The sequence below is a fragment of the Campylobacter sp. CFSAN093233 genome, assembly GCF_011068165.1.
Lineage (GTDB): Bacteria > Campylobacterota > Campylobacteria > Campylobacterales > Campylobacteraceae > Campylobacter_D > Campylobacter_D jejuni.
Genome location: NZ_JAAMWY010000003.1, coordinates 1 through 20,169 on the forward strand (window position 1 = coordinate 1; position 20,169 = coordinate 20,169).

Annotated in this window: 24 protein-coding genes and 2 pseudogenes; 13 read left to right on the forward strand and 13 right to left on the reverse strand. The window is 28.6% G+C overall.

Annotated features, from left to right (window positions below):
- Positions 1 to 29 precede the first annotated feature (29 nt).
- Complete coding sequence (locus FBF15_RS01525; protein ID WP_002900013.1) at positions 30 to 746, forward strand: class I SAM-dependent methyltransferase; 717 nt, start codon at positions 30 to 32, stop codon at positions 744 to 746.
- 55 nt (positions 747 to 801) lie between these two features.
- Positions 802 to 1,016, forward strand: a pseudogene (locus tag FBF15_RS01530) (hypothetical protein).
- Between the two features lie 31 nt (positions 1,017 to 1,047).
- Here the strand turns inward: FBF15_RS01530 and pyrC are convergent.
- The 4 genes from pyrC to eptC are packed head-to-tail and all read right to left on the reverse strand — an operon-like array spanning position 1,048 to position 4,179.
- On the reverse strand, positions 1,048 to 2,055 hold the full coding sequence (gene pyrC, locus FBF15_RS01535) for a dihydroorotase (RefSeq protein ID WP_002873617.1): 1,008 nt from the start codon (positions 2,053 to 2,055) through the stop codon (positions 1,048 to 1,050).
- 8 nt (positions 2,056 to 2,063) lie between these two features.
- Positions 2,064 to 2,291, reverse strand: a complete 228-nt coding sequence (locus FBF15_RS01540) for a replication/maintenance protein RepL (RefSeq protein ID WP_002870142.1) — start codon at positions 2,289 to 2,291, stop codon at positions 2,064 to 2,066.
- Positions 2,288 to 2,644, reverse strand: a complete 357-nt coding sequence (locus FBF15_RS01545; protein ID WP_002859416.1) for a diacylglycerol kinase — start codon at positions 2,642 to 2,644, stop codon at positions 2,288 to 2,290. Before FBF15_RS01545 ends, FBF15_RS01540 begins: the two co-directional genes overlap by 4 nt.
- Complete coding sequence (eptC, locus tag FBF15_RS01550) at positions 2,641 to 4,179, reverse strand: lipid A/FlgG phosphoethanolamine transferase EptC (protein WP_002900011.1); 1,539 nt, start codon at positions 4,177 to 4,179, stop codon at positions 2,641 to 2,643. The genes FBF15_RS01545 and eptC overlap by 4 nt, the downstream gene beginning before the upstream one ends.
- A 117-nt stretch (positions 4,180 to 4,296) precedes the next feature.
- On the opposite strand from eptC, the gene FBF15_RS01555 reads away from it, so the two are divergent.
- The gene (locus tag FBF15_RS01555) at positions 4,297 to 5,055 is read left to right on the forward strand and encodes an exodeoxyribonuclease III (protein WP_002867799.1); all 759 of its coding nucleotides are present in this window, start codon (positions 4,297 to 4,299) and stop codon (positions 5,053 to 5,055) included.
- Between the two features lie 18 nt (positions 5,056 to 5,073).
- Here the strand turns inward: FBF15_RS01555 and FBF15_RS01560 are convergent, their stop codons facing one another.
- Genes FBF15_RS01560 through moaC form a run of 3 tightly spaced genes read right to left on the reverse strand, consistent with a single transcriptional unit; the run spans position 5,074 to position 6,938 of the window.
- Complete coding sequence (locus tag FBF15_RS01560; protein WP_002859413.1) at positions 5,074 to 6,234, reverse strand: hypothetical protein; 1,161 nt, start codon at positions 6,232 to 6,234, stop codon at positions 5,074 to 5,076.
- Positions 6,224 to 6,487 carry a DUF493 family protein gene (locus FBF15_RS01565; protein WP_002867797.1) on the reverse strand — a complete coding sequence of 88 codons (264 nt, stop codon included), beginning with the start codon at positions 6,485 to 6,487 and terminating at the stop codon, positions 6,224 to 6,226. Before FBF15_RS01565 ends, FBF15_RS01560 begins: the two co-directional genes overlap by 11 nt.
- Positions 6,465 to 6,938 (reverse strand): cyclic pyranopterin monophosphate synthase MoaC, encoded by a 474-nt coding sequence (gene moaC, locus FBF15_RS01570; RefSeq protein ID WP_002900009.1) that lies wholly within the window; start codon positions 6,936 to 6,938, stop codon positions 6,465 to 6,467. The genes FBF15_RS01565 and moaC overlap by 23 nt, the downstream gene beginning before the upstream one ends.
- Before the next feature lie 92 nt (positions 6,939 to 7,030).
- Between moaC and FBF15_RS01575 the strand changes: the two genes are divergently transcribed.
- Both FBF15_RS01575 and FBF15_RS01580 read left to right on the forward strand, forming a co-directional pair.
- Positions 7,031 to 7,207 (forward strand): highly acidic protein, encoded by a 177-nt coding sequence (locus FBF15_RS01575; RefSeq protein WP_002865818.1) that lies wholly within the window; start codon positions 7,031 to 7,033, stop codon positions 7,205 to 7,207.
- A complete protein-coding gene (locus tag FBF15_RS01580; RefSeq protein ID WP_052773713.1) occupies positions 7,191 to 8,501 on the forward strand; it encodes an MFS transporter in 1,311 nt (436 codons plus the stop codon). The genes FBF15_RS01575 and FBF15_RS01580 overlap by 17 nt, the downstream gene beginning before the upstream one ends.
- Here FBF15_RS01580 and cheQ read toward each other — a convergent pair.
- Both cheQ and cheP read right to left on the reverse strand, forming a co-directional pair.
- Entirely contained in the window at positions 8,470 to 8,949 is a 480-nt protein-coding gene (gene cheQ / locus FBF15_RS01585; RefSeq protein ID WP_002854628.1) for a cheVAW transcriptional regulator CheQ, read from the reverse strand. The two genes, FBF15_RS01580 and cheQ, sit on opposite strands and share 32 nt — an antisense overlap.
- A 27-nt stretch (positions 8,950 to 8,976) precedes the next feature.
- Complete coding sequence (gene cheP, locus FBF15_RS01590; protein ID WP_002898818.1) at positions 8,977 to 9,834, reverse strand: cheVAW transcriptional regulator CheP; 858 nt, start codon at positions 9,832 to 9,834, stop codon at positions 8,977 to 8,979.
- Positions 9,835 to 10,316: 482 nt separating this feature from the next.
- On the opposite strand from cheP, the pseudogene FBF15_RS09395 reads away from it, so the two are divergent.
- A pseudogene (locus tag FBF15_RS09395) lies at positions 10,317 to 10,882 on the forward strand (FIST N-terminal domain-containing protein).
- Positions 10,858 to 11,250, forward strand: a complete 393-nt coding sequence (locus FBF15_RS09400) for an FIST C-terminal domain-containing protein (protein ID WP_002860615.1) — start codon at positions 10,858 to 10,860, stop codon at positions 11,248 to 11,250. Before FBF15_RS09395 ends, FBF15_RS09400 begins: the two are co-directional and overlap by 25 nt.
- A 200-nt stretch (positions 11,251 to 11,450) precedes the next feature.
- Here the strand turns inward: FBF15_RS09400 and rplT are convergent, their stop codons facing one another.
- Both rplT and rpmI read right to left on the reverse strand, forming a co-directional pair.
- Positions 11,451 to 11,804: a 50S ribosomal protein L20 gene (gene rplT / locus FBF15_RS01600; protein WP_002851731.1), complete on the reverse strand. Its 354-nt coding sequence runs from the start codon at positions 11,802 to 11,804 to the stop codon at positions 11,451 to 11,453.
- A 93-nt stretch (positions 11,805 to 11,897) separates the two neighbouring features.
- Positions 11,898 to 12,089, reverse strand: coding sequence for a 50S ribosomal protein L35 (gene rpmI / locus FBF15_RS01605; RefSeq protein ID WP_002777995.1), 192 nt, complete (start codon positions 12,087 to 12,089; stop codon positions 11,898 to 11,900).
- Between the two features lie 158 nt (positions 12,090 to 12,247).
- On the opposite strand from rpmI, the gene FBF15_RS01610 reads away from it, so the two are divergent.
- The 4 genes from FBF15_RS01610 (at position 12,248) to FBF15_RS01625 (ending at position 16,292) form a co-directional block, all read left to right on the forward strand.
- Positions 12,248 to 13,414 (forward strand): hypothetical protein, encoded by a 1,167-nt coding sequence (locus tag FBF15_RS01610; RefSeq protein ID WP_002860616.1) that lies wholly within the window; start codon positions 12,248 to 12,250, stop codon positions 13,412 to 13,414.
- A gap of 136 nt (positions 13,415 to 13,550) precedes the next feature.
- Positions 13,551 to 13,952: a bacteriohemerythrin gene (locus FBF15_RS01615; protein ID WP_002854195.1), complete on the forward strand. Its 402-nt coding sequence runs from the start codon at positions 13,551 to 13,553 to the stop codon at positions 13,950 to 13,952.
- Positions 13,953 to 14,129: 177 nt separating this feature from the next.
- Positions 14,130 to 15,311 (forward strand): NifS family cysteine desulfurase, encoded by a 1,182-nt coding sequence (locus FBF15_RS01620; RefSeq protein WP_002869262.1) that lies wholly within the window; start codon positions 14,130 to 14,132, stop codon positions 15,309 to 15,311.
- Between the two features lie 9 nt (positions 15,312 to 15,320).
- The gene (locus tag FBF15_RS01625; RefSeq protein ID WP_002840050.1) at positions 15,321 to 16,292 is read left to right on the forward strand and encodes an iron-sulfur cluster assembly scaffold protein NifU; all 972 of its coding nucleotides are present in this window, start codon (positions 15,321 to 15,323) and stop codon (positions 16,290 to 16,292) included.
- Between the two features lie 22 nt (positions 16,293 to 16,314).
- Here FBF15_RS01625 and FBF15_RS01630 read toward each other — a convergent pair whose 3' ends face one another.
- Both FBF15_RS01630 and FBF15_RS01635 read right to left on the reverse strand, forming a co-directional pair.
- Positions 16,315 to 18,198 carry a mechanosensitive ion channel family protein gene (locus FBF15_RS01630; RefSeq protein ID WP_002859402.1) on the reverse strand — a complete coding sequence of 628 codons (1,884 nt, stop codon included), beginning with the start codon at positions 18,196 to 18,198 and terminating at the stop codon, positions 16,315 to 16,317.
- Positions 18,195 to 18,830, reverse strand: a complete 636-nt coding sequence (locus FBF15_RS01635) for a carbonic anhydrase (RefSeq protein WP_002859401.1) — start codon at positions 18,828 to 18,830, stop codon at positions 18,195 to 18,197. Before FBF15_RS01635 ends, FBF15_RS01630 begins: the two co-directional genes overlap by 4 nt.
- 160 nt (positions 18,831 to 18,990) lie before the next feature.
- Between FBF15_RS01635 and FBF15_RS01640 the strand changes: the two genes are divergently transcribed.
- Positions 18,991 to 19,686: a Bax inhibitor-1/YccA family protein gene (locus FBF15_RS01640; RefSeq protein WP_002882284.1), complete on the forward strand. Its 696-nt coding sequence runs from the start codon at positions 18,991 to 18,993 to the stop codon at positions 19,684 to 19,686.
- 103 nt (positions 19,687 to 19,789) lie between these two features.
- The gene (gene secG, locus FBF15_RS01645) at positions 19,790 to 20,161 is read left to right on the forward strand and encodes a preprotein translocase subunit SecG (protein ID WP_002882283.1); all 372 of its coding nucleotides are present in this window, start codon (positions 19,790 to 19,792) and stop codon (positions 20,159 to 20,161) included.
- Positions 20,162 to 20,169: the final 8 nt, after the last annotated feature.

The window sequence follows — 20,169 nt, forward strand, 5'->3', positions numbered from 1 at the left end:
GATTTTGTATATTTTATAAAGGAAAATATATGAATTTATGGGATAAAAAGGCCAAAACTTACGCAAGATATCAAAACACTTTAAACACCATACAAAAGCAAACTTTTGAATATTTACAAAATTTAAAGATTTCCTTTCAAGATAAAAGTATTATAGATATAGGATGTGGAACTGGGGTTTGGACTTTACACTTAGCTAAAGAAGCTAAAGAAATTTTAGCCCTAGATAGTGCAAATACTATGCTTGAAATTTTACAAGAAGATGCAAAAACTCATACCATATCAAATTTAAAAACCCTGAATTTAGACTTTGAAAGCTTTTATAAAAATAATAACGCAAAATTTGACTTAGCCTTTTTAAGTATGTCTCCTGCTTTACAAAATGAAAAAGATTATACAAATTTCTTAAATCTAGCCAAAATAAAAATTTATCTTGGTTGGGCTGATTATAGAAAAAGTGATTTTTTAGATCCGATTTTTAAATATTTTAATACTGAATTTAAAGGTTTTTATAAAAAAGATTTAGAAAATTATTTACTAGAAAAAAATATATTTTTTCATAAGATTGTTTTTGATGAAACACGCAAAGTCCAAAGAACAAAAGAAGAGGCTATAGAAAATGCTCTATGGCATTTAAGCATGAACAAAATCACAACTTCTAAAGAAGCTGTAAGTTCTTTTGTTGAAAATGATATTATTGAAACTATAGAATCTAAAATAAAACTTTTAATTATAAATAACTTATAAAAATATTAAGCTGATATTTATTACAATTTCACTCATTATTTCAAAGGAGTTTTTAATGGTTAAAAATTTAATCATCAAATTTGGACGCTTGATTCTTGATGCAATTGCAGCGATAAGTTTTGTTGTAGCTTTGCTTTATTCTCTTTTTATGATGTTTAGCATTGGATTTTTAGCTGGTTTATTATCGCTGATAGTCAGTTTTATTGCTTTATTTTTAAGTTTTTTTGTAATCTATCTTGTTATAGATATCAGAGATGCTCTTGTAAATAAAGCTTAAATTTTCCACCTTTAAGGTGGGAAATCAATGTTTTAATTGAAATTTTAAAATTTCTCCAGCCATATAAGGCACGACTTGATTGTATTTATCTTCATAAACATTTGGCACTTGCCATTCTTTTTCTTCTAAAGTTAAAATTTTATCTTCTTTAAATTTTAAATCATAAATTTTACAAGCATTATCGCTTAAAAATTTTTGCAAATTTTCTTCAGAACTATTTTGCCTAAATAATTCAGCCAACACAGGTAAAATCACTGGGGCGCTAAATACACCTGCGGCACAACCACAACACTCTTTAGTATCTCTTGGGTGAGGCGCACTATCACTTCCAAACATAACTTTTTCATAACCACTAAAAGCAAGTTCGCAAAGGGCTTCTTTATCTTCGTAACGCTTGGCTATAGGCTTACAAAAAAGATGAGGATTCATTTTACCTCCGATAACATCATCTAAAGTGATGATTAAATGATGTAAAGTGATTGTCGCGTATAAATTTTCATAATCTTTTAAAAGTTCACATAAAGTTTTAGTGGTAATATGCTCCATAACAATCTTAAGTCGTGGAAAATGTTTGGCTAATTTTTCATAAATTTTAGCAAAATTACTTTCCCTGTCCATTACAAAATCATTGGTTTCTCCATGCACTAGCAAAGGAATATTTAAATCACTCATAGCCTCTAAAGTAGGTTTTAAATACTCTATATCAAAACTTGAAACTCCGCCATTTGAATTTGTTGTAATTCCTGCTGGATAAAGCTTAATGCCAAAAATTTCATCTTTAGCACTGTAAAGAAATTTCTCATCATAATTTTCAAAAAAAAGTGTCATTAAAGGAGTGAAATTTTCATCTTTACAAGCCTTAATGATACGCATTTTATAAGCTTTTAGATCTTCTAAATTGCAAAGTGGAGGGATTAAATTTGGCATAATCACAGCTGCACAAAAATCTCTTGCACTCAAAGGTGCAATAAGTTCTAACATTTGATTATCTCTTAAATGCAAATGCATATCTAAAGGATTTTTAAGTTTCATTTTATCTCCTATATTTTTAGCTGATAAAATCCATTTTTAAGACGCTTAAAAAGCTTTTTTTCTTCTAAAAATTTAAAAGTAGCGATGATAGTGGGCTTGCTTTGGTTTAATTTTTCTTCAAGCTCACTGATTTTAATCATAATAAAACCATTTTCATCGGCATTTTCGCATAAAAATTTTAACAATTCAAAACGCTTTTTTCCCAAAATTTCTTGTATTAATTTTTCAAATTTCATAAGTAAATGCTATATAAAATAAAACTCCAAACAAAAAGAGCTAAAAGCACACTAAAAAACACTGCCGTACTCGCACAATCTTTAGCAATTTTTGCCTTTTCATGCCATTCATTTGTAATCAAATCAACACAAGCTTCAATAGCCGAATTTAAAGCCTCTATAATTAAAATAAGCATTAAAACACTTACCAATAATAAATGCTCCAAAAAACTAACTTTTAAGAAAAAACTAAAAACTATCGCAGGGATAATAATACAAAGTTCAATTCTAAACGCCATTTCATTTTTAAATAAAGCAAAAATCCCTTCTAAAGCATATCTTGCATTATTTAAAAAATGATATTTAGGCTTCATGGATTTGCCTTAAGTTTAGGATTTAATAAATCATATTCTGGCTCATAAACACTTGTTTTTACATCAAAATATCCTAAAAGAGTACTAAAAAGATTATCTTGAGAAAGTTTTAAACCTTTATGCTCTTTAGCTAAATTCATTAATTTTTCATCATTGCTCCAAAAAATAGCAGGAATACGGGTTTGATAACTTGGCGCTATAGCATAAGGCATACCATGAAGATAAATATCATTTTCACCCAAACTTTCACCATGATCTGAAAGATAAAACAAAGAACTTTCATAGCTTTTTTGCTCTTTTAATAGTTTTATAATCTCACTTAAAAGATAATCTGTATAAAGTAAAGTATTGTCATAAGTATTGATCAAAGCCTCGCTATCACATTTTGAAAGCTCATTAGTATCACAAGTTGGAGTGAATTTTTTAAATTCACTTGGATAGCGTTTATAATAAGTTGGCCCATGAGAACCTTGCAAATGAAGAACTATTATATTTTGATCACTTAAATGATTTAATTTTTCTTTAAAAGGAGCGAGTAAATTTTCATCCAAATCACTAGAAAGCTTTTGCTTATAAGCTAATCTATCACAAACCCCTTTACAACCACCAGAATTATTATCAAACCATGCAGTATCTACACCTGTTTTATAAAGCACATCCATCGCATTTTCTTGAAATTCTGAACTTGAATAATTTTCACGCTTAGAAATAGAAAACATACAAGGTAAACTTACCGCTGTTGCTGTTCCACATGATGAAAAATTATCAAAAAACACTACATTATCTTTTTTGGTATAAAAATTGGTATCATTTTTAGCATATCCACCCAAAGAGTAATTTGCCGCTCTAGCGGTTTCACCCACTACCAAAACTAAAAGTTTTTTAGTGTGATTGTTTTCTCTATAAGCATCATTAGCTATAGTTTTAAATTCTGGCTTAGCTTTTACAAAACGAACATAATAGCGATATACGGCATAAATTTGATAAAAAGGGGTATTATACATTCTTATTTCATTATAGTTTCTAAAAAAAGGCAAGAAAGTTTTACTTAAAGGGATTAAAACCGCACAAACAACAATCAAACCTGATATTATATTGATAATTTTAATTTTTAGATGGGATTTAAAACTACCATAATAATCAATTTTTACTTTAACAACATAAAAAACCAACAATAAAGCCAAAACAACAAATAAGATTAATTTTAAATTTAACAAATCTTTTACTTCTTTGATATCTGTTTGAACAACATTTTGTATCATATCAGAATCTATAAGCACCCCATAAAAACTAATAAAGTAAACACTTAAAAAAGATGATATTATAAATAATATAGAAAAAAATTTAGTAAAAAACTTTATAAAAAGCAAAGAGCAAATCACGTGAACAAGGGCAAAATAGGCCACAATAAAAACAAAAGTTATAAACCAGTTTTGTGTATTTTTTTCATACACAAAATAAAATAAATTAAAATTCAACAATACAATCATCAAAGAATTAAAAAAAGTAAACTGAAGCCAAGTTAATCTAAGCATATAAATCCCACCTCCAAATTTAAGCTTTTAATTTTATTGAATTTTTTTAAATGGATTGTAGTTTTAAATCTTTTTATGTTATGATTTACACTTTTAATGAAAATTTTAAGGAAAATAATGAAACTACTTTCATGGAATGTCAATGGCTTAAGAGCTATTTGTGATAAAAATGCACTTGATTGGATAGCACAAGAACAAATTGATTTTATAGGTTTTCAAGAAATCAAAGCACATGAAGATAAATTTCCTAAAAAAATTTATGAATATCCTTTTAAACACATGTATTTTAATTCTGCTAAAAGAGCGGGGTATTCTGGGGTAATGAGTCTTTGTAATTTTAATAGCGAAGTAAAAAAATGCGAATTTTTTGATGATGAAGAAGGTAGGGTTTTAGAACACCGCTTTAAAAATATTGCACTTTTTAATATCTATTTTCCAAATGGTCAAAAAGATGAAGAGCGTTTAAATTTTAAGATGAAATTTTATGCAGATTTTTTAGTGTATTTGGATAAACTTTTAAAGGATGGATTTGAAATTATCATTTGCGGTGATGTCAATACCGCTCATAAAGAAATCGATCTTACTCATCCAAAAGCCAATGCCAACACTTCAGGTTTTTTACCTATAGAAAGAGCTTGGATTGATGATTTGCTAAAGCTTGGTTTTATAGATACTTTTAGAGAAATTAATGGTGAAATCAAAGAAAAATACTCGTGGTGGAGCTATAGAATGAAAGCAAGAGAAAGAAATGTAGGCTGGAGGATTGATTATTTTTTCATTTCAAAGGGTTTAAAAGATAAACTTAAAAACGCTTTCATAAGAGATGATATTTTTGGCTCTGATCACGCACCTGTAGGTATAGAAATAGATATTTAATATCCCAAAAATGGGATATTATTTTTTAACGAATTTTTTTGCTTTTTCCCAAAGTCTTACACCGAGCTTTTTAGCTTTTTTGGAATTTAAATCTTTGTATTTTTCACTAGCAATTTTTTCTAATTCAAAAATTTCTTGTTTAAAACGATTTAATTTTCTTTGAGTAAGTTTGTTAAAATCATTAATCTTTGGATTTTTCTTAATATCATTTAAAACTAATATTAGTTGCTCTCTGCTTTCACCTGCAAGACGTCTAAATTTAGCAAAAAGATTATCAAGTTCATGTTCTAGCAAATTCTCAACTATACTCTTACAAGGATCATTTTGTAATTGAATCTCTTTTTTTAAAAGAGCAATAAAATCATCTTCTATACCTATTAGTTCTTTGCTTTTTAAACTAACATCTTCTTCAAAATTTGCATAAGTTAATGAAGCTTTAAATTTTTCCATTGCCAAAACAATACCATCCCTTGTGCCTTTAATCACGCCTAAACAAAGATCTTTTGCATAAGCCATAGATTCATTAGCTATTTCAAAAGCGGTATTTAAAATAATACTTGAAATTTTTAAAATTCTTTCTTTTTCAAAATGAGCTTCACAAATGGCATTATATACAAGATTTTTAGCTATTTCACTACTTGTAAGTTCTATATCTTCAGCCTTTTCTAATGTAGTTAAAAAAGCACTTTCAGCGGTTTCTTTTAAAATTCCAAGCATTTCTATATCAAATAAAATAGCATCATTTAAACCGCCACTAAATTCATCACAAAAAGAACATTCTTGTAAAATATTCTCGAATTCAAAAAAATTATCGCTGATTTGATTTTTAATCAAATTCTTTTGATTTTCAATCTGTTTGTTTAATAATTCAGCTTCGCTAATATACCCATAAAGTGAATTTTGAGCATCTACAATACTCGCCTTAACCAAAGCTTTGATAACCTTTGTAACATTTTCATCATCAAAAAAATCAAGTTTTTTCAAAATAGTTAAAAATTCAACCAAAAGAGAATTTAAAACTTTTTTTGTTTCATGAGGATTATGTGAAATTTGCTTATACGCAAGATTAAAACTCAAGTCTTCAAGTAAATCACTTGCTTCATCTTTACCGAGATTTGATAAAGAATTTTCAAAAATAATTAAAGTATTTTTCATTTTTCCTTCTTTCTTAAAGTACAAATTTTGCTTTAGCTTTTAATTTATCAAATATATCCAAACGATCTTTTTTGCTATCAACATAAACATTTAACAAATAACTTTGATATTTTCCACTCGCACTTGAATTCGAATGTTCAAATTTATATTCTCTTTGACCTAAAATTTCTTCAAAAATTTCACTTGCCTTAATATGCACCTCAAAAATCACCTTATAATCCCAAAAAGTAGGATAATTGATCTGAGGTTCTTTTTTAAGATCGCACAAATTTACCACTTTTACCTCCTTCTTTGCTTTCAAGCACTATATCCATAATTCTCATTGATTTATCTATAGCCTTGATCATATCATATATAGTTAAAAGTCCTATACTAACTCCACTTAAAGCTTCCATTTCAACTCCTGTTTTACCTTCACACTTAACTGTTACAATAAGCTTAAATGCACATTCTTTAACAAATTCCACAATATCTGTTTCAATCTTAGAAAGCATCAAAGGATGGCACATAGGAATAATTTCACTTGTTTTTTTAGCCCCCATTATAGCCGCAATAATAGCTGTTTGAAGAACAGGACCTTTTTTTGCGGTATTGTTTTTAATTACATCAAAAGCTTCTTGACTCATATATATCATACCACTAGCTGTGGCTATTCTTGAAGTAATATTTTTATCGCTTACATCTACCATTTTAGGATGATTTTTTTCATCTAAATGACTTAATTTCATAAATTCACCTTTTAAAAAATTATAAAAATTATAGCAAAACCAAACAAATTTAAGATAAAATAAGCTTTGTATTTTTATTTAAGGAGAAAACAATGGCTTATGAAGATGAAGAAGATTTAAATTACGATGATTATGAGAATGAAGATGAAGAATATACACAAAATCACCATAAAAATTATAATTATGATGATGATGATTATGAATACGATGATGATAACAATGATGATGATTTTTATGAGATGGAGATTAAGAATGAACAAAACCCTTAACCAAAAAGATATAAAAGTTTTAGGACTTTCATCATTAGGTGGAACTTTAGAATTTTATGATTTTATTATTTTTGTATTTTTTGCAAATTATATTTCAACAAACTTTTTTCCAAAAGATTTAAGTAGTTTTTGGCAAATGTTTAATACTTATGGAATATTTGCAGCTGGATATTTAGCGCGTCCCTTAGGGGGTGTGATACTGGCACATTTTGGAGATAAATTTGGACGTAAAAGAATGTTTATGATTAGTATTTTGTTAATGGTTATTCCAACTTTTACTCTAGCTTTTATTCCAAATTATGAAAGCATAGGTTTTCTTTGCATTGTATTTTTAGTTTTTATACGCATTTGTCAAGGTATAGCTATAGGCGGGGAACTCCCTGGAGCTTGGGTTTTTGTATACGAACACGCACCACAAGGTCAAAAAAGAACTTATTTGGGAATTTTAACCGCTTCGGTTGTAGGTGGAATTTTATTAGGTAGTTTAGTTTTTTTAATTATGAATAAAATTTATACCCAAGAAGAACTTCATGAATGGGCTTGGAGAATTCCATTCTTTTTAGGTGGAATTTTTGGGATTATTTCTGCTTATTTGAGAAAATTTTTAAGAGAAACTCCTGTTTTTGAACAAATGAAAAAAGACAAGGCTTTAGAAAAATTTCCTTTAAAAGAAGTGTTTAAAAAAGCTAAAATGGGAATTGTTCTTTCTATGATGATTACTTGGGTTTTGACAGGTTGTATTGTTGTAATGATTTTGCTTATGCCTAGTTATATGGCAAAAATACTTCAAATTAATACTTCTATACAAACCTATCTTCAAATAGGTGGAATTTTACTTATTTGCCTAGGGTGTATTATAAGTGGAATTTTAGCGGATAAAATAAGCATTATCAAATCTTGTGTATTTTTTAGTGTTTTTTTTGGAATTGCAAGCTTGCTTTATTTTAATACTTTATATAGACAAAATGCTGATTTTAACCTAGTAGCTTGCTTATATTTACTTGTATGTTTTTTTAGCGGAGTGATGAATTTTTGCCCTTTAATAATGAGTGAAGTATTTGATGCAAAAATTAAATTTTCAGGACTTTCTTTTTCATATAATATTGCTTATGCTATAGCTGGAGGTTTAACTCCGCAACTTGCTTTTTTCTTGCATAGTTTTGCCTTAAATAATTTAAGTAATTTTTGGCGTTTTTCTTTGGGACTTTATGTTTTCTTTTTGGCTATTATAGCTTTGCTATGTGCATTTATTTTTTCTTATCTTAATAATACCCAACGCACATACTCTCAGTGATTTTAATACGCTTTTCAAAAGGAGCTGGGCTAAAAAAATGGCATTTTTCTATATAAATATGCTGATGATAATTTAGCCCTAAAAAATCATAAAATTTTTTTAAATTAACAAATTTAATCCCGCAAATCTCCTTAAGCTCTAAAAGTTTATAAATAGAAGAATTATTTTTTTCCACTAAATGAGAGGGAGCTAATCCAGTAAAAGAACAAAAAGCACTTGCCAATACAAAACCATTTAAACCACTACATTGCCTTAAAGCTTGCTGATGTTTTTCTAAAATGCAATTTCTATGCAAAAATATAATTCTTGTTCCTTGATATCTACCTATTTCTACATTTTTCCAAAATTTATAAGCATTTTTTGAAATTCCAGCAAAACGATGAAATTCAGCGTTTAAAATATAGTGATCTAAAAATTCATTAGGAGGTAAGATTAAACTTTTCATCACTACAATTTAGAGCCTTAAAAAGGCTCTTTAATCTTCTTTGTTTAAATTTTCCTTAGCTTTGTTAGGAAGCTTAGATAAAAGATTGTTTAAATCAAAATTAATTCCTTGAGTTTTTGCCTCTTTAAGTAAAGCAACTGCAGCTTTTGCGTTAAATGGAGAAGAGCCATCATGCGGAGCAAAAAGATGATCTGTTATTGCTAAAGCATAAGCGGATTTTTTCACTTTTTCGCGAGCAGCATGAGGAGTGCGAACAAAACATATACTTTCAATCAAAACATCATCAAAATTCCAACGATGTAACAAAAATCCCAAGAAAGAAATATGATCTACGCCTAAAAATTCATTCTCCGCTAAAGCAAGATTTTCATTTTTATTTAAAAAAGCTAAAAAATCCTTATCCTTATGATTTTGTATAAGAAAATTTGAAAAAATAACAATACCAAGCCTTAAAAGCATTGCACAAGGAACTAAAAGATGAGAAAGTTTTTTATCTTCATCATTAAGCCAATTTACGATAAAAGTTGCCTCTTCATTGCACGTTTTTAAAAAATTTTGAGTATTTAAACCATAAGGTGAAACGTCTATTTTAAAATTATCTCTAATGGAGTCAGCCATAACTATATTGATGATATTACCAACGCCTAATAAAGTAATCACTTGATTTATGGTTGTAATTTCTCTTGTAAAACCATAATAAGGAGAATTTGCTAATTGCAAAAGCTTAGCCATCATCAACGGATCGCTTGAAATGATTTCAGCAACTTTCATAGTTTCTATATTTGAATTAGCCTCGCTCACATATTTTCTTAACTTACTTACAGTATCAGGTAAAGGTGGCAATACTTCAACGCTTTTTAATAAAAGCTCATTCATATCTCCAATCATATTTAATTTATCCTTAATTAATATTATTATAATTTGCAATTATATCTAAATTTTAATTTACTTATTGCATTTTTTACGACTTAAGGTATAATAAAAATTACAAATAAATGCCGAATTTATGGTGTCTTGATTTAGTTAACTAGTAATTAAAAAATAGTTTTAATGGAGTTAAATTGATGTTTTTTTAATTTTAAAAATAAAAGCTCAACAAAAAAAAGAAGAAGTAAAAAAGTTTTAGAAGCTCCATATCTTCAATAAAATGAACTTGAAGAAAAATTAAAAAAAATAAACATCAAGCCAAAATTAATTATAGGCTTTGTGTCAATCAACTTAATCTAGCGATCATAGGAAATAAGATTCAAAATTCTATAAATGAGCAATGTGATATCATCTTAAGCAGTGCTACTGATTTATTATGCAACCTTGATTCTAACTCAAACATTGAAAACAGTCCTTATAAACAAAATGTCCAAGGAATAAGCTTGATACTTTTTAGTGAAGATATGATAGAAAATCTTTGCACAAATAAAATCAAGCTTTTTAGTGATATAAAAGATTATACAGAAAGAAAAAAACTGATAGAAAAAGAAGTTTTATTTATAAATATACCTTTTGAAGCACACTGCATAAATACTTTGCATTATTTAATTTATGATGGTTTAAGTCAAAGCGAAAGTTCTCTTTTAGAACTTTTGTACAAACACAACCCCTATCCTTGTGCTTTAGTAGGGGGTGGGTCTAGCGGAAACATGGACTTTAGCGGAGCATTTATATTTTATAACGGAGAAATATTAAAAATCAAGCTTTAAGCATACATGTTCAATTTAAACCTAAATACCGTTTTAATTTAATGAAGTCTCAAAATTTCAATCCTCAAAGCAACATTACCTTTACCATACTTGATGTAAGCTTATATGATAAAACCGTACGCGAATTTATTAATAAAAAACCTTTCAATCCATCAACGCGGTTGAAGTTTTATGTAATTATTTTAACTGTACTTTTGAAGAACTTAAAAATAAAATGCAAGAATATACTTTTGCTTTAAAAATTGGAGAAGACTATCTTATTTCCCCTATGAAAATCAACCCAAATAAAACATTATTTAGTTATTGTGATATAGAAAGCGCTCAGGAATTAAGCTTGCTTAAAAAAACAAATTTTATTGAAGCTATAAAAAAAGATTATGAAAAATTTTCTCTTAATAAACCAAAACCACTAGGAGCAATTTTTAATGATTGTATCTTAAGAAGACTTCACAACAAAGAACATTTAAATCAAATCCATTTTAATAATTTTCCCATAGTTGGTTTTTCTAGTTTTGGAGAAATTTATGGAGCGGGAATTGCAAAAAGTTTAGTGGCAATATTTTTTATGAAGTTGAAAATTTTAATGATTTCAAACCTAGATATTTAAAAACTTTCATACAAAAATACAGTGATTTTAAATACTATTATCTTAATATAAAAGGTCAAAAACTAGAAATGACAAATGAGATTAATAAAATAATCTTAAATCAACTCAAATGTTATGAAGATGTTCTAGCTAAATTAAATTAATACTAAAAAATTAAGAATTTCAAGAATCAAAAATCTTGAAATTCTTACACTAAAAAATTAAAGTGCTTTTTTTGCAGCCTCTGCAATTTTTGCAAAAGCAGCAGCATCATTCATAGCTAAATCTGCCAGAATTTTTCTATCAAGTTCAATACCTGCTTTTTTAAGACCATTGATAAATCTTGAATAACTTAAATCATTGAGTCTGCAAGCAGCATTGATACGCACAATCCAAAGACGGCGGAAGTCTCTTTTTTTACGGCGTCTATCACGATAAGCATAGACTAGACTTCTTTCTAGTTGTTCTTTTGCTTTTCTAAAATGTTTGCGTCGTCCACTATAAAAACCACGCGCTAATTTTAAAACTTTTTTATGTCTGCGGCGTCTAACAACACCTGTTTTTACTCTTGCCATTTTTATTTCCTTTCATAAAGTGGCGTCCAAATTTGGAGCTTGCCCTTGAAATTTTATCTCAGAGGGGAGTTTGAATGACTTTTAGTCAAAAACTTAAATTCCTAGCATTTTTTCAACAGCTTTTACATTTGTGCTATGCACATATTTAGCTGTGCGAAGATCACGCATTCTTTTTGCAGGTTTTTTAGTCAAAATATGACTTCTAAAAGCTGAGCCTCTTTTGATTTTATTTTTACCTACTTTGAAGCGTTTAACTGCGCTTTTAACGCTTTTCATCTTTGGCATACGCTTTCCTTATTTAGATAAATTTTTATTTTTCAAACTTTAAAAGAAAAGATAAATACTATCAAATTTTTTCTAATTTTTGACTGAATTTAATTTTTAAAAAACTTGGCACGCATTTTGCTTATAAAAAAATCAGCAATATTTTGGAAAGATTTAAAATGACTATAAATTCGGCAAATCCATATCAAAATTTAACCTTATCTAATCCTTTGCAGAATAGCTCTGCTCTAAATTTGATTAAAGATAGCAAAGCCTTAGATCAAAAAGGAAATGAAAATAGCTTAGAACAATTAAGTTATATTTTTAATAATATCACTTATGCTAGTGAATTTGGATTTAGAATCAATGAAGAAGGTTTTTTTGATAAAGATTTAAATAAAATTGCAAATATACCAGAATCTTATGATATCAACATTAAAAGCGTTAGAAGCATAGCGAAAGAACTCGCAAAACAAGATGAAAATTTAAACTACAATAAAATTGATCTACCTTATCTTTTAAATAGCTATCATAGTTCATTAAAATCTATAAATTCAGAATTTTTACAAGATGATAATGCTTATTTAAGTCGCGATCTTATTTCAAAACTATCATCAGGTTTTTCAACAGATAATGGAGAATTTTTAGGCCAAATTTCAAGAATTTACAACAATCAAGAAGAAATTGATTTGGCATTAAGTAATATCACAAATTTAAATACTTTAATGTTAGATAATAAAATAACTAATTTTCACTTTGATAAAGCCATAGAAAACACTTCTTCTAATGAAATTTTAAAACCTTATTTAACTAAAAATGCAGAAGTATCAAAATCTGGTCTTTTAATGAATTTTATCTACCATGATATAAAAACTCAAAACGAAAAAGAATTTAACTTTTTTATGAAACCTGCCACTTTAGAACTAAGCTCTCATCAAAATTTACAAAAAATTCTCAAGGGCGAAACAGATATAGAAGATTACATCAAAAAAGAAAATGAAAAAAAGATGAGTTTTGATCTTTATCTTTATGTGAATGGCGTAGATAAAAAAACAAGTACTCAAGATAAACTATCTGTATTTTTTCAACAATATATTAACTACCAAAAAGATATGGATTTAAGAGAATTTGCAAATTCAAGTTCAATATTTCAAATTTATATCGATCAAAATCGCAATGATTTTGATGCTCTTAAAAAACAATATCAAAACCAAAGTCAAGATACGCAAAGATTAGAAGAAGCAAATCAACTACGTTCTAGCTCTATAGAAAATTTTTTAGATCGTCGTCAAAAACAAGCAAATATAAATAAAATTTTAAACTCTTATATGTCTGTGATGGTTTAAAATAATTTTTTAAAAAATATATAAATTATAAATACTTTAATAATAATAATTTTTATATAATTAATTAATAAAATTTTAAGTATTATAGCATTATAATCCGCTCTCGAAAAATATAAATATAAAAGTACTCAAAACCATGATTTATAATGAAAAAATTATTTCAATGAATAATGATCTTTTAGATCATCAACATAAAGAACTTTTTGAAATTTCTAAAAAACTCTCTTTAATGAACCAATGTCATGTTGGAACAAAAGAATTAAAAATTGTCTTAAGAGAGTTGTTGATAATGATCAATAGACATTTTTCAGATGAAGAAGCCTTTATGAGAAAAATAGAATATCCTTATATCAACCATCATACAAGAATTCATAGAAAAATTATCTTAGAAATTGAAGAAATTATTATCAGTGAAGCTAAATTTGTAAATATAATGACCGAAAAATTAAATCTCGTTGTTCAAGATTTTATCTTTAAACATACAGCCAAAGAAGATTCAAAGATAGTAAAGTATTACGAAGAAAAATTTAAGAAATAGTATTTCTCATTTTTGCTATATAAAATTCACAAAATATTTCACTTTAAAATTTTACTTTAGCATTTTATTTTTGTTATAATTTTTAACCTAATTTTTATAAATTTTTGTTATTATCCGTTTTCAAATAAAGATAAAAAATATCCTAATTAAAATTAAGGATAAATTAAGGATTTTAAAGTGAAAGTATATTTAGATAACAACGCAACGACAATGCTTGATCCTAATGCTTATGAGTTGATGCTACCTTTTTTAAAGGATATGTATGGAAATCCAAATAGCCTTCATCAATATGGTAGCGCAACACATCCTGCCTTAAGAGAAGCTTTGGATAAACTTTATGCAGGACTTGGAGCAAATGACCTAGATGACATAATTGTAACCTCCTGTGCGACAGAAAGCATTAACTGGGTGCTTAAGGGTGTGTATTTTGATTATATTTTAGATAAAGAACGCAATGAAGTGATTATTTCTAGTGTAGAACACCCTGCTGTTACTGCTGCTGCTTATTTTTTAAAAAGTCTTGGAGTAAAAGTCATAGAACTTCCTGTAAATGAAGAAGGAGTTTCTACTGTAGAAGATTTGCGTAAAGTGATTAGCGATAAAACAGCACTTGTAAGTGTTATGTGGGCAAATAATGAAACAGGTATGATTTTTGATATTAAAGCGATGGCAGAACTTGCGCATGAATTTGGTGCTCTTTTTCATACAGATGCTACTCAAGCAGTAGGTAAAATAAAGGTTAATTTAACTCAAGTAGGAGTTGATTTTGCTTCATTTTCGGCACATAAATTTCATGGACCAAAGGGTGTGGGTGGACTTTTTATAAAAAAAGGACTTAAGCTTACTCCACTTTTACACGGTGGAGAACACATGGGTGGTCGTAGAAGCGGGACTTTAAATGTACCTTATATAGTGGCTATGGGCGAGGCTTTGCGTATTGCAAATACTATGCTTGATTTTGAAGATTCTCATATACGCCGTTTAAGAGATAAACTAGAAGATCAAATTTTAGCCTTGCCTGATACAACAGTGGTTGGAAAAAGAGAACACCGTGTGCCTAATACAATCTTAGCAAGTATTAAAGGAGTTGAAGGCGAAGCAATGCTTTGGGATTTAAATAAAAATGGTATAGCTGCAAGTACGGGCTCAGCCTGTGCAAGTGAAGCTTTAGAAAGCAATCCTATTATGGAAGCTATCGGTGCGGAGCATGATTTAGCGCATACAGCTTTAAGGCTTTCTTTGTCACGTTTTAACACTGAAGAAGAAATTGATTATGCAGCAAAACAAATTAAAAATGCAACACAGAGATTAAGAGCAATTTCTTGTACTTATGCTTATAATCCAAATAATTACAAATAAGGATGAAAAATGGGAAAAAATAGTTTAATTGGTGGATCCATTTGGGATGAGTATTCACAAAAAGTTCAAGATAGAATGAATAATCCTCAACATATGGGAGAATTTAGTGAAGAAGATGCTAAAGCACGCAATGCAAAATTGATCGTAGCTGATTTTGGCGCAGAAAGTTGCGGCGATGCGGTAAGACTTTTTTGGCTTGTAGATGAAAAAACTGATAAAATTATCGATGCAAAATTTAAAAGTTTTGGTTGTGGTACAGCTATAGCAAGTAGTGATACTATGGTGGATCTTTGTATAGGAAAAACTGTAGATGAAGCAGTAAAAATCACAAATTTAGATGTGGAATTTGCTATGCGTGATAATCCAGAAACTCCAGCTGTTCCACCTCAAAAAATGCACTGTTCGGTTATGGCTTATGATGTAATCAAACAAGCAGCAGCGCATTATAAAGGCATAAGTCCTGAAGATTTTGAAGATCAAATTATAGTTTGCGAGTGCGCTAGGGTAAGTCTTGGAACTATTAAAGAAGTGATTAAACTTAATGATTTGCATAGCGTAGAAGAAATCACACAATACACTAAAGCGGGTGCTTTTTGTAAATCCTGTATCAAACCAGGCGGACATGAAAAAAGAGATTATTACCTTGTAGATATTTTAGCTGAAACTAGAGCTGAAATAGATAGAGAAAAACTCAAAAATACAATGAAAAGTGATGTAGCTTTTGATGAAATGACCGTAGTGGGACAATTAAAAGCAGTTGAAAGTGTTTTAGATGCTGAAATTCGCCCTATGCTTCATAATGATGGTGGAGATTTGGAAGTGATTGATATACAAAAGGCTGAAGGTGCAGCAATTGATGTTTATATTCGTTATCTTGGTGCTTGTAGTGGTTGTTCTAGTGGAAGTGGTGCAACACTTTATGCTATTGAAACAATTTTACAAGAAGAATTAAGTCCAAATATACGCGTTATGCCGGTTTAAAAAATAGCAAGATAAAATCTTGCTATTTTATAGCTTTTGCTTGCAAATCAAGGGGTGGTAAATTTTCTATATAAATACTACGACTTGGGAAAGCAAAGGTTAAACCATTTTTTTCAATTATACGCATAAACTCAAGCATTAAACTTTGTCTAGCTTCTCTAAAATCTTTTCCACCTATTTCTTTGATATAAAAATAAAGCTCTATATTAATACTACTATCTGCAAATTCACTTAAAGCCACATAACAAGCATTTTTATAGCCTTCTAAATCATTAATAGATACAAGATTTTGACGATATTTTGTTGTATGATCGCCATATTTTAATGCGCTATCCTCATCGTGAGCTACTAAATCACTTGTATGCAAAAATTCTCTTAGATCTTTTACACATTGTTCTAGTTTTTCAGGAGTAGCATCATAACCAACACCCAAATACATTCTAACATGGCGACCCATGCGTCTTTTGCTCCAATTTTTGATATTAGCTCCCATAATAGTTGAATTTGGTAAAAATACAAGACAATTATCAAAAGTTCTAATAGTAGTTTTTCTAAGTCCTGTTTCAACCACGGTTCCTTCTATGCCTGAAACCTCTACCCAATCTCCTTGATTAAAGCTATTATCAAAAAGTAAGAGTATAGAAGCAAAGAAATTTGCAATGATATCTTTCGCCGCTAAAGCAACAGCTAAACCACCAATTCCCAAAGATGCAATAATAGCCGAAATATTAAAACCAAGTTGAGCAAGAATATATAATAAGGCTATAATAATAATGACAAAATATAAAATTTTAATAATTAAATTTACAACTTCTTTTTTTCCACTTTTTTGAGCAAGTTTAGAAACCAATACCACGCCATAACCATCAAGCATTCTTAAAATAAGCCATGCAATTAAAACTGCATAAACTATATGAAAAAAATTACTTAAATTTACACTCAAAGGTGCAGGATAAGTTGCTATAGTAAGACAAAGAGAAATAGCATAGACAATCAACAAGAAGCCTACGGGTTTTTTAATATTCTCAATAAAAATGACTTTAATATCATCTACATCATTTTTATTTCTATAAAAAAACTGAACAAGGAAAAAATATACTATATTTGCAAAAAAACGTCTTAAAGATATAAAAAATACTAAAACCAGAGCAGAAATTACTATTTTTCCGATATTAACAAAACTTACCCCAATTGCCTCATTTATACGATCTATCCAAACTTGAAGCTCGAGTAATGAAAAAATATAATTACTTTCAAGCAAATCTGCATTTGAGCGTAAATACTTAAGAATTTCAGAATAAGAATCTACAGCATTACTGATATATCTTTCTTTTAGGGTAATTTTTTCTAATTCTTCTGAATTTGTAATTTTGCTTTTAAAACTATCTAAATTAACATTAGAAGAATTTTGTAAATTTTCCATTGCCTTATCAACAGTAGCAATCAAATCTTCACTGCTTGCTGTATTTTTAAAAAGTTTTTCCACTTCAAACAAAGAAGAATAAAAACTTTCCACAATATTAAAATAAACTAGATTAAGAGTGGCATCTGTATAAATATAAGGCTTATTAATATTCTTTTTTTGAACATCTAGTAATTTTTCTTTTGCTTTTAAAAATCTAGCCACTGCCTCTTCATTAATCTTTTGTCCTACTATCATATCGGGTATTTTTGCTAAAATAGTCTTTTTGTCTTTTTCAAATTCACTTAAAATACCATTAAAAGTGCTTGAATTTTCATCATTGTTTTTCTTAAATTCTTTAATTTGATTGTTAAGATCAACATATTTTTCAACTAAAGCATAAATTCCTTCATCCTCTTTACTAATATTCGCATCAATAAATTTAAATTCTTGTGCTCCAAGGTATAAAATAAAAAAACATAAACTAAAAATAATTTTCTTCATTGAACTTTCCTATCCTGTATTAAAGTAAAAATTTTTGCTTTAAAATCATACTCATAAATTTCACCTGTCTCTATAATATAATACCAAGCATGTACTTCTATTTTTCCTTCATCTAAAGCTTCTTGCACGCCTGGATAAGTAAGTATATTTTGCAAAGAATTTACTAAATTTAATTTTTCTGTAAGCCATGAACGCATAGCCAAATCGTCTCTTGCAAAAATCATTACATCTTTTTTTATCGGATCTAACATAGTAAGCCATTTTTTCACATTAGGAATTTTATTTAACTCTTCATCAGAATAATAAAGAGCATTGCAACCTCCACAATTACTATGGCCACAAACGACGATATTTTTAATATGCAATGAATTTAAAGCATACTCTATTGCTGAAGTTGTCGCTAAGTAATCTTCCCCAATGCGATAAGGTGGAACTATATTTGCAATATTTCGTATTACAAAAAGCTCACCTGGACCCGTATTGGTGATCAAATTTGGAATTACTCTAGAATCAGAACAACCTATAAAAAGAGTATGGGGATTTTGCTTATTTTTTAGACTTTCAAAAAGTTCTTCATGCTCCTTAAAGTCTTCTTGCATAAACTTAATCGCACCACTAATAAGATTTTCCATAAAACCAACCTGAAACTAAAATCTTAAAATTATAACAAAATTTCAGCAAAGATTTCATTTAATCATAAAGATATTATATAAATTAACTTTTTATTTAGTCTAATATGTTAGATTTCGCTCAAGATTTTAAAAAATCTAACAATTTTGCAAGGAGAATTTTATGAGTCTTTATGATAGAGACTACTCAAGATCAAAAGAATTTGAAAATACACGCTCAAGCGAATTAAGTATTTTTATTAAACAAACTTATCAACTTTTTGCTGCTTCATTATTAGCTGCAACAGTAGGTGCGTATGTAGGAATTTTTGCTTTAGCATCATTTTTTATACAATCACAAGTAACTTTTTGGATCCTTTTTGCTGTTGAAATCGGACTTTTATTTGCTTTGCAATGGAAAAAAAGAGAAGCTCCATTAAATCTTGTTTTACTTTTTGGTTTTACTTTCTGCTCAGGTTTAACACTTACACCTTTGCTTATTTCAGTTTTAGCTCTACCAGCTGGAGGAATTATCATCGCTCAAGCTTTTGCTTTAACAACAGTTGCTTTTGCAGGACTTAGCGTATTTGCTATGAATACAAAAAAAGATTTTACTGTTATAGGCAAAGCTTTATTTATAGTATTAATCGTTATTGTAGCAGCATCTTTACTAAACCTTTTCTTCCAAAGCAGTATAGTTAATCTAGCTATTTCAGCAGTAGCTGCAATATTATTTTCATTTTACATTCTTTATGATACGCAAAATATTATCCGCGGAAATTATGAAACTCCAATCGAAGGTGCAGTAGCACTTTATCTTGATTTTGTTAATCTTTTCGTATCTTTACTTAATATCTTAAGAAGCTTCAATAGCAGATAAGTTTTTGTGGGATTTTTCTCACAAAAACTTTTCAAGTTTCAAAACTTTTCAAGTTTTATTTAGTTAAAATAATCATTTAAAAATTAACTTTTAGGAATTTTCAATGATCACTCTTTTAATCATTTTACAATTTATCATCGTTGTAGTTATTTGTATAGCAGTTTTACTTCAAAAAAGTTCAAGTATAGGACTTGGAGCTTATAGTGGAAGCAATGAAAGTTTATTTGGTGCCAAAGGACCGGCTGGATTTTTGGCAAAATTTACCTTTGTCATGGGAATTTTACTTATTGCAAATACTATTGGTCTTGGTTATTTATACAATAAAGCTAGCAAGGACTCACTAGCAGAGAAAATTAAAGTAGAAAACAACAACACTACTATTCCAAGCGCTCCTATTGTGCCTGCTACCCCAAACACAAATTCTATCGCTCCAAGTGCAGCACAACTTCCAAGCGATGTTAATTCAAGTAAATAATTAAAGGA

What these genes read in the sequence shown, in the direction of transcription:
- FBF15_RS01525 (WP_002900013.1), top strand. Translation starts at nt 30, where the DNA reads ATGAATTTATGGGATAAAAAGGCCAAAACTTACGCAAGATATCAAAAC.
- pyrC (WP_002873617.1), bottom strand. Translation starts at nt 2,055, where the DNA reads ATGAAACTTAAAAATCCTTTAGATATGCATTTGCATTTAAGAGATAAT.
- FBF15_RS01540 (WP_002870142.1), bottom strand. Translation starts at nt 2,291, where the DNA reads ATGAAATTTGAAAAATTAATACAAGAAATTTTGGGAAAAAAGCGTTTT.
- FBF15_RS01545 (WP_002859416.1), bottom strand. Translation starts at nt 2,644, where the DNA reads ATGAAGCCTAAATATCATTTTTTAAATAATGCAAGATATGCTTTAGAA.
- eptC (WP_002900011.1), bottom strand. Translation starts at nt 4,179, where the DNA reads ATGCTTAGATTAACTTGGCTTCAGTTTACTTTTTTTAATTCTTTGATG.
- FBF15_RS01555 (WP_002867799.1), top strand. Translation starts at nt 4,297, where the DNA reads ATGAAACTACTTTCATGGAATGTCAATGGCTTAAGAGCTATTTGTGAT.
- moaC (WP_002900009.1), bottom strand. Translation starts at nt 6,938, where the DNA reads ATGAAATTAAGTCATTTAGATGAAAAAAATCATCCTAAAATGGTAGAT.
- FBF15_RS01575 (WP_002865818.1), top strand. Translation starts at nt 7,031, where the DNA reads ATGGCTTATGAAGATGAAGAAGATTTAAATTACGATGATTATGAGAAT.
- FBF15_RS01580 (WP_052773713.1), top strand. Translation starts at nt 7,191, where the DNA reads ATGAACAAAACCCTTAACCAAAAAGATATAAAAGTTTTAGGACTTTCA.
- cheP (WP_002898818.1), bottom strand. Translation starts at nt 9,834, where the DNA reads ATGATTGGAGATATGAATGAGCTTTTATTAAAAAGCGTTGAAGTATTG.
- FBF15_RS09400 (WP_002860615.1), top strand. Translation starts at nt 10,858, where the DNA reads ATGCAAGAATATACTTTTGCTTTAAAAATTGGAGAAGACTATCTTATT.
- rplT (WP_002851731.1), bottom strand. Translation starts at nt 11,804, where the DNA reads ATGGCAAGAGTAAAAACAGGTGTTGTTAGACGCCGCAGACATAAAAAA.
- rpmI (WP_002777995.1), bottom strand. Translation starts at nt 12,089, where the DNA reads ATGCCAAAGATGAAAAGCGTTAAAAGCGCAGTTAAACGCTTCAAAGTA.
- FBF15_RS01610 (WP_002860616.1), top strand. Translation starts at nt 12,248, where the DNA reads ATGACTATAAATTCGGCAAATCCATATCAAAATTTAACCTTATCTAAT.
- FBF15_RS01615 (WP_002854195.1), top strand. Translation starts at nt 13,551, where the DNA reads ATGATTTATAATGAAAAAATTATTTCAATGAATAATGATCTTTTAGAT.
- FBF15_RS01625 (WP_002840050.1), top strand. Translation starts at nt 15,321, where the DNA reads ATGGGAAAAAATAGTTTAATTGGTGGATCCATTTGGGATGAGTATTCA.
- FBF15_RS01630 (WP_002859402.1), bottom strand. Translation starts at nt 18,198, where the DNA reads ATGAAGAAAATTATTTTTAGTTTATGTTTTTTTATTTTATACCTTGGA.
- FBF15_RS01635 (WP_002859401.1), bottom strand. Translation starts at nt 18,830, where the DNA reads ATGGAAAATCTTATTAGTGGTGCGATTAAGTTTATGCAAGAAGACTTT.
- FBF15_RS01640 (WP_002882284.1), top strand. Translation starts at nt 18,991, where the DNA reads ATGAGTCTTTATGATAGAGACTACTCAAGATCAAAAGAATTTGAAAAT.
- secG (WP_002882283.1), top strand. Translation starts at nt 19,790, where the DNA reads ATGATCACTCTTTTAATCATTTTACAATTTATCATCGTTGTAGTTATT.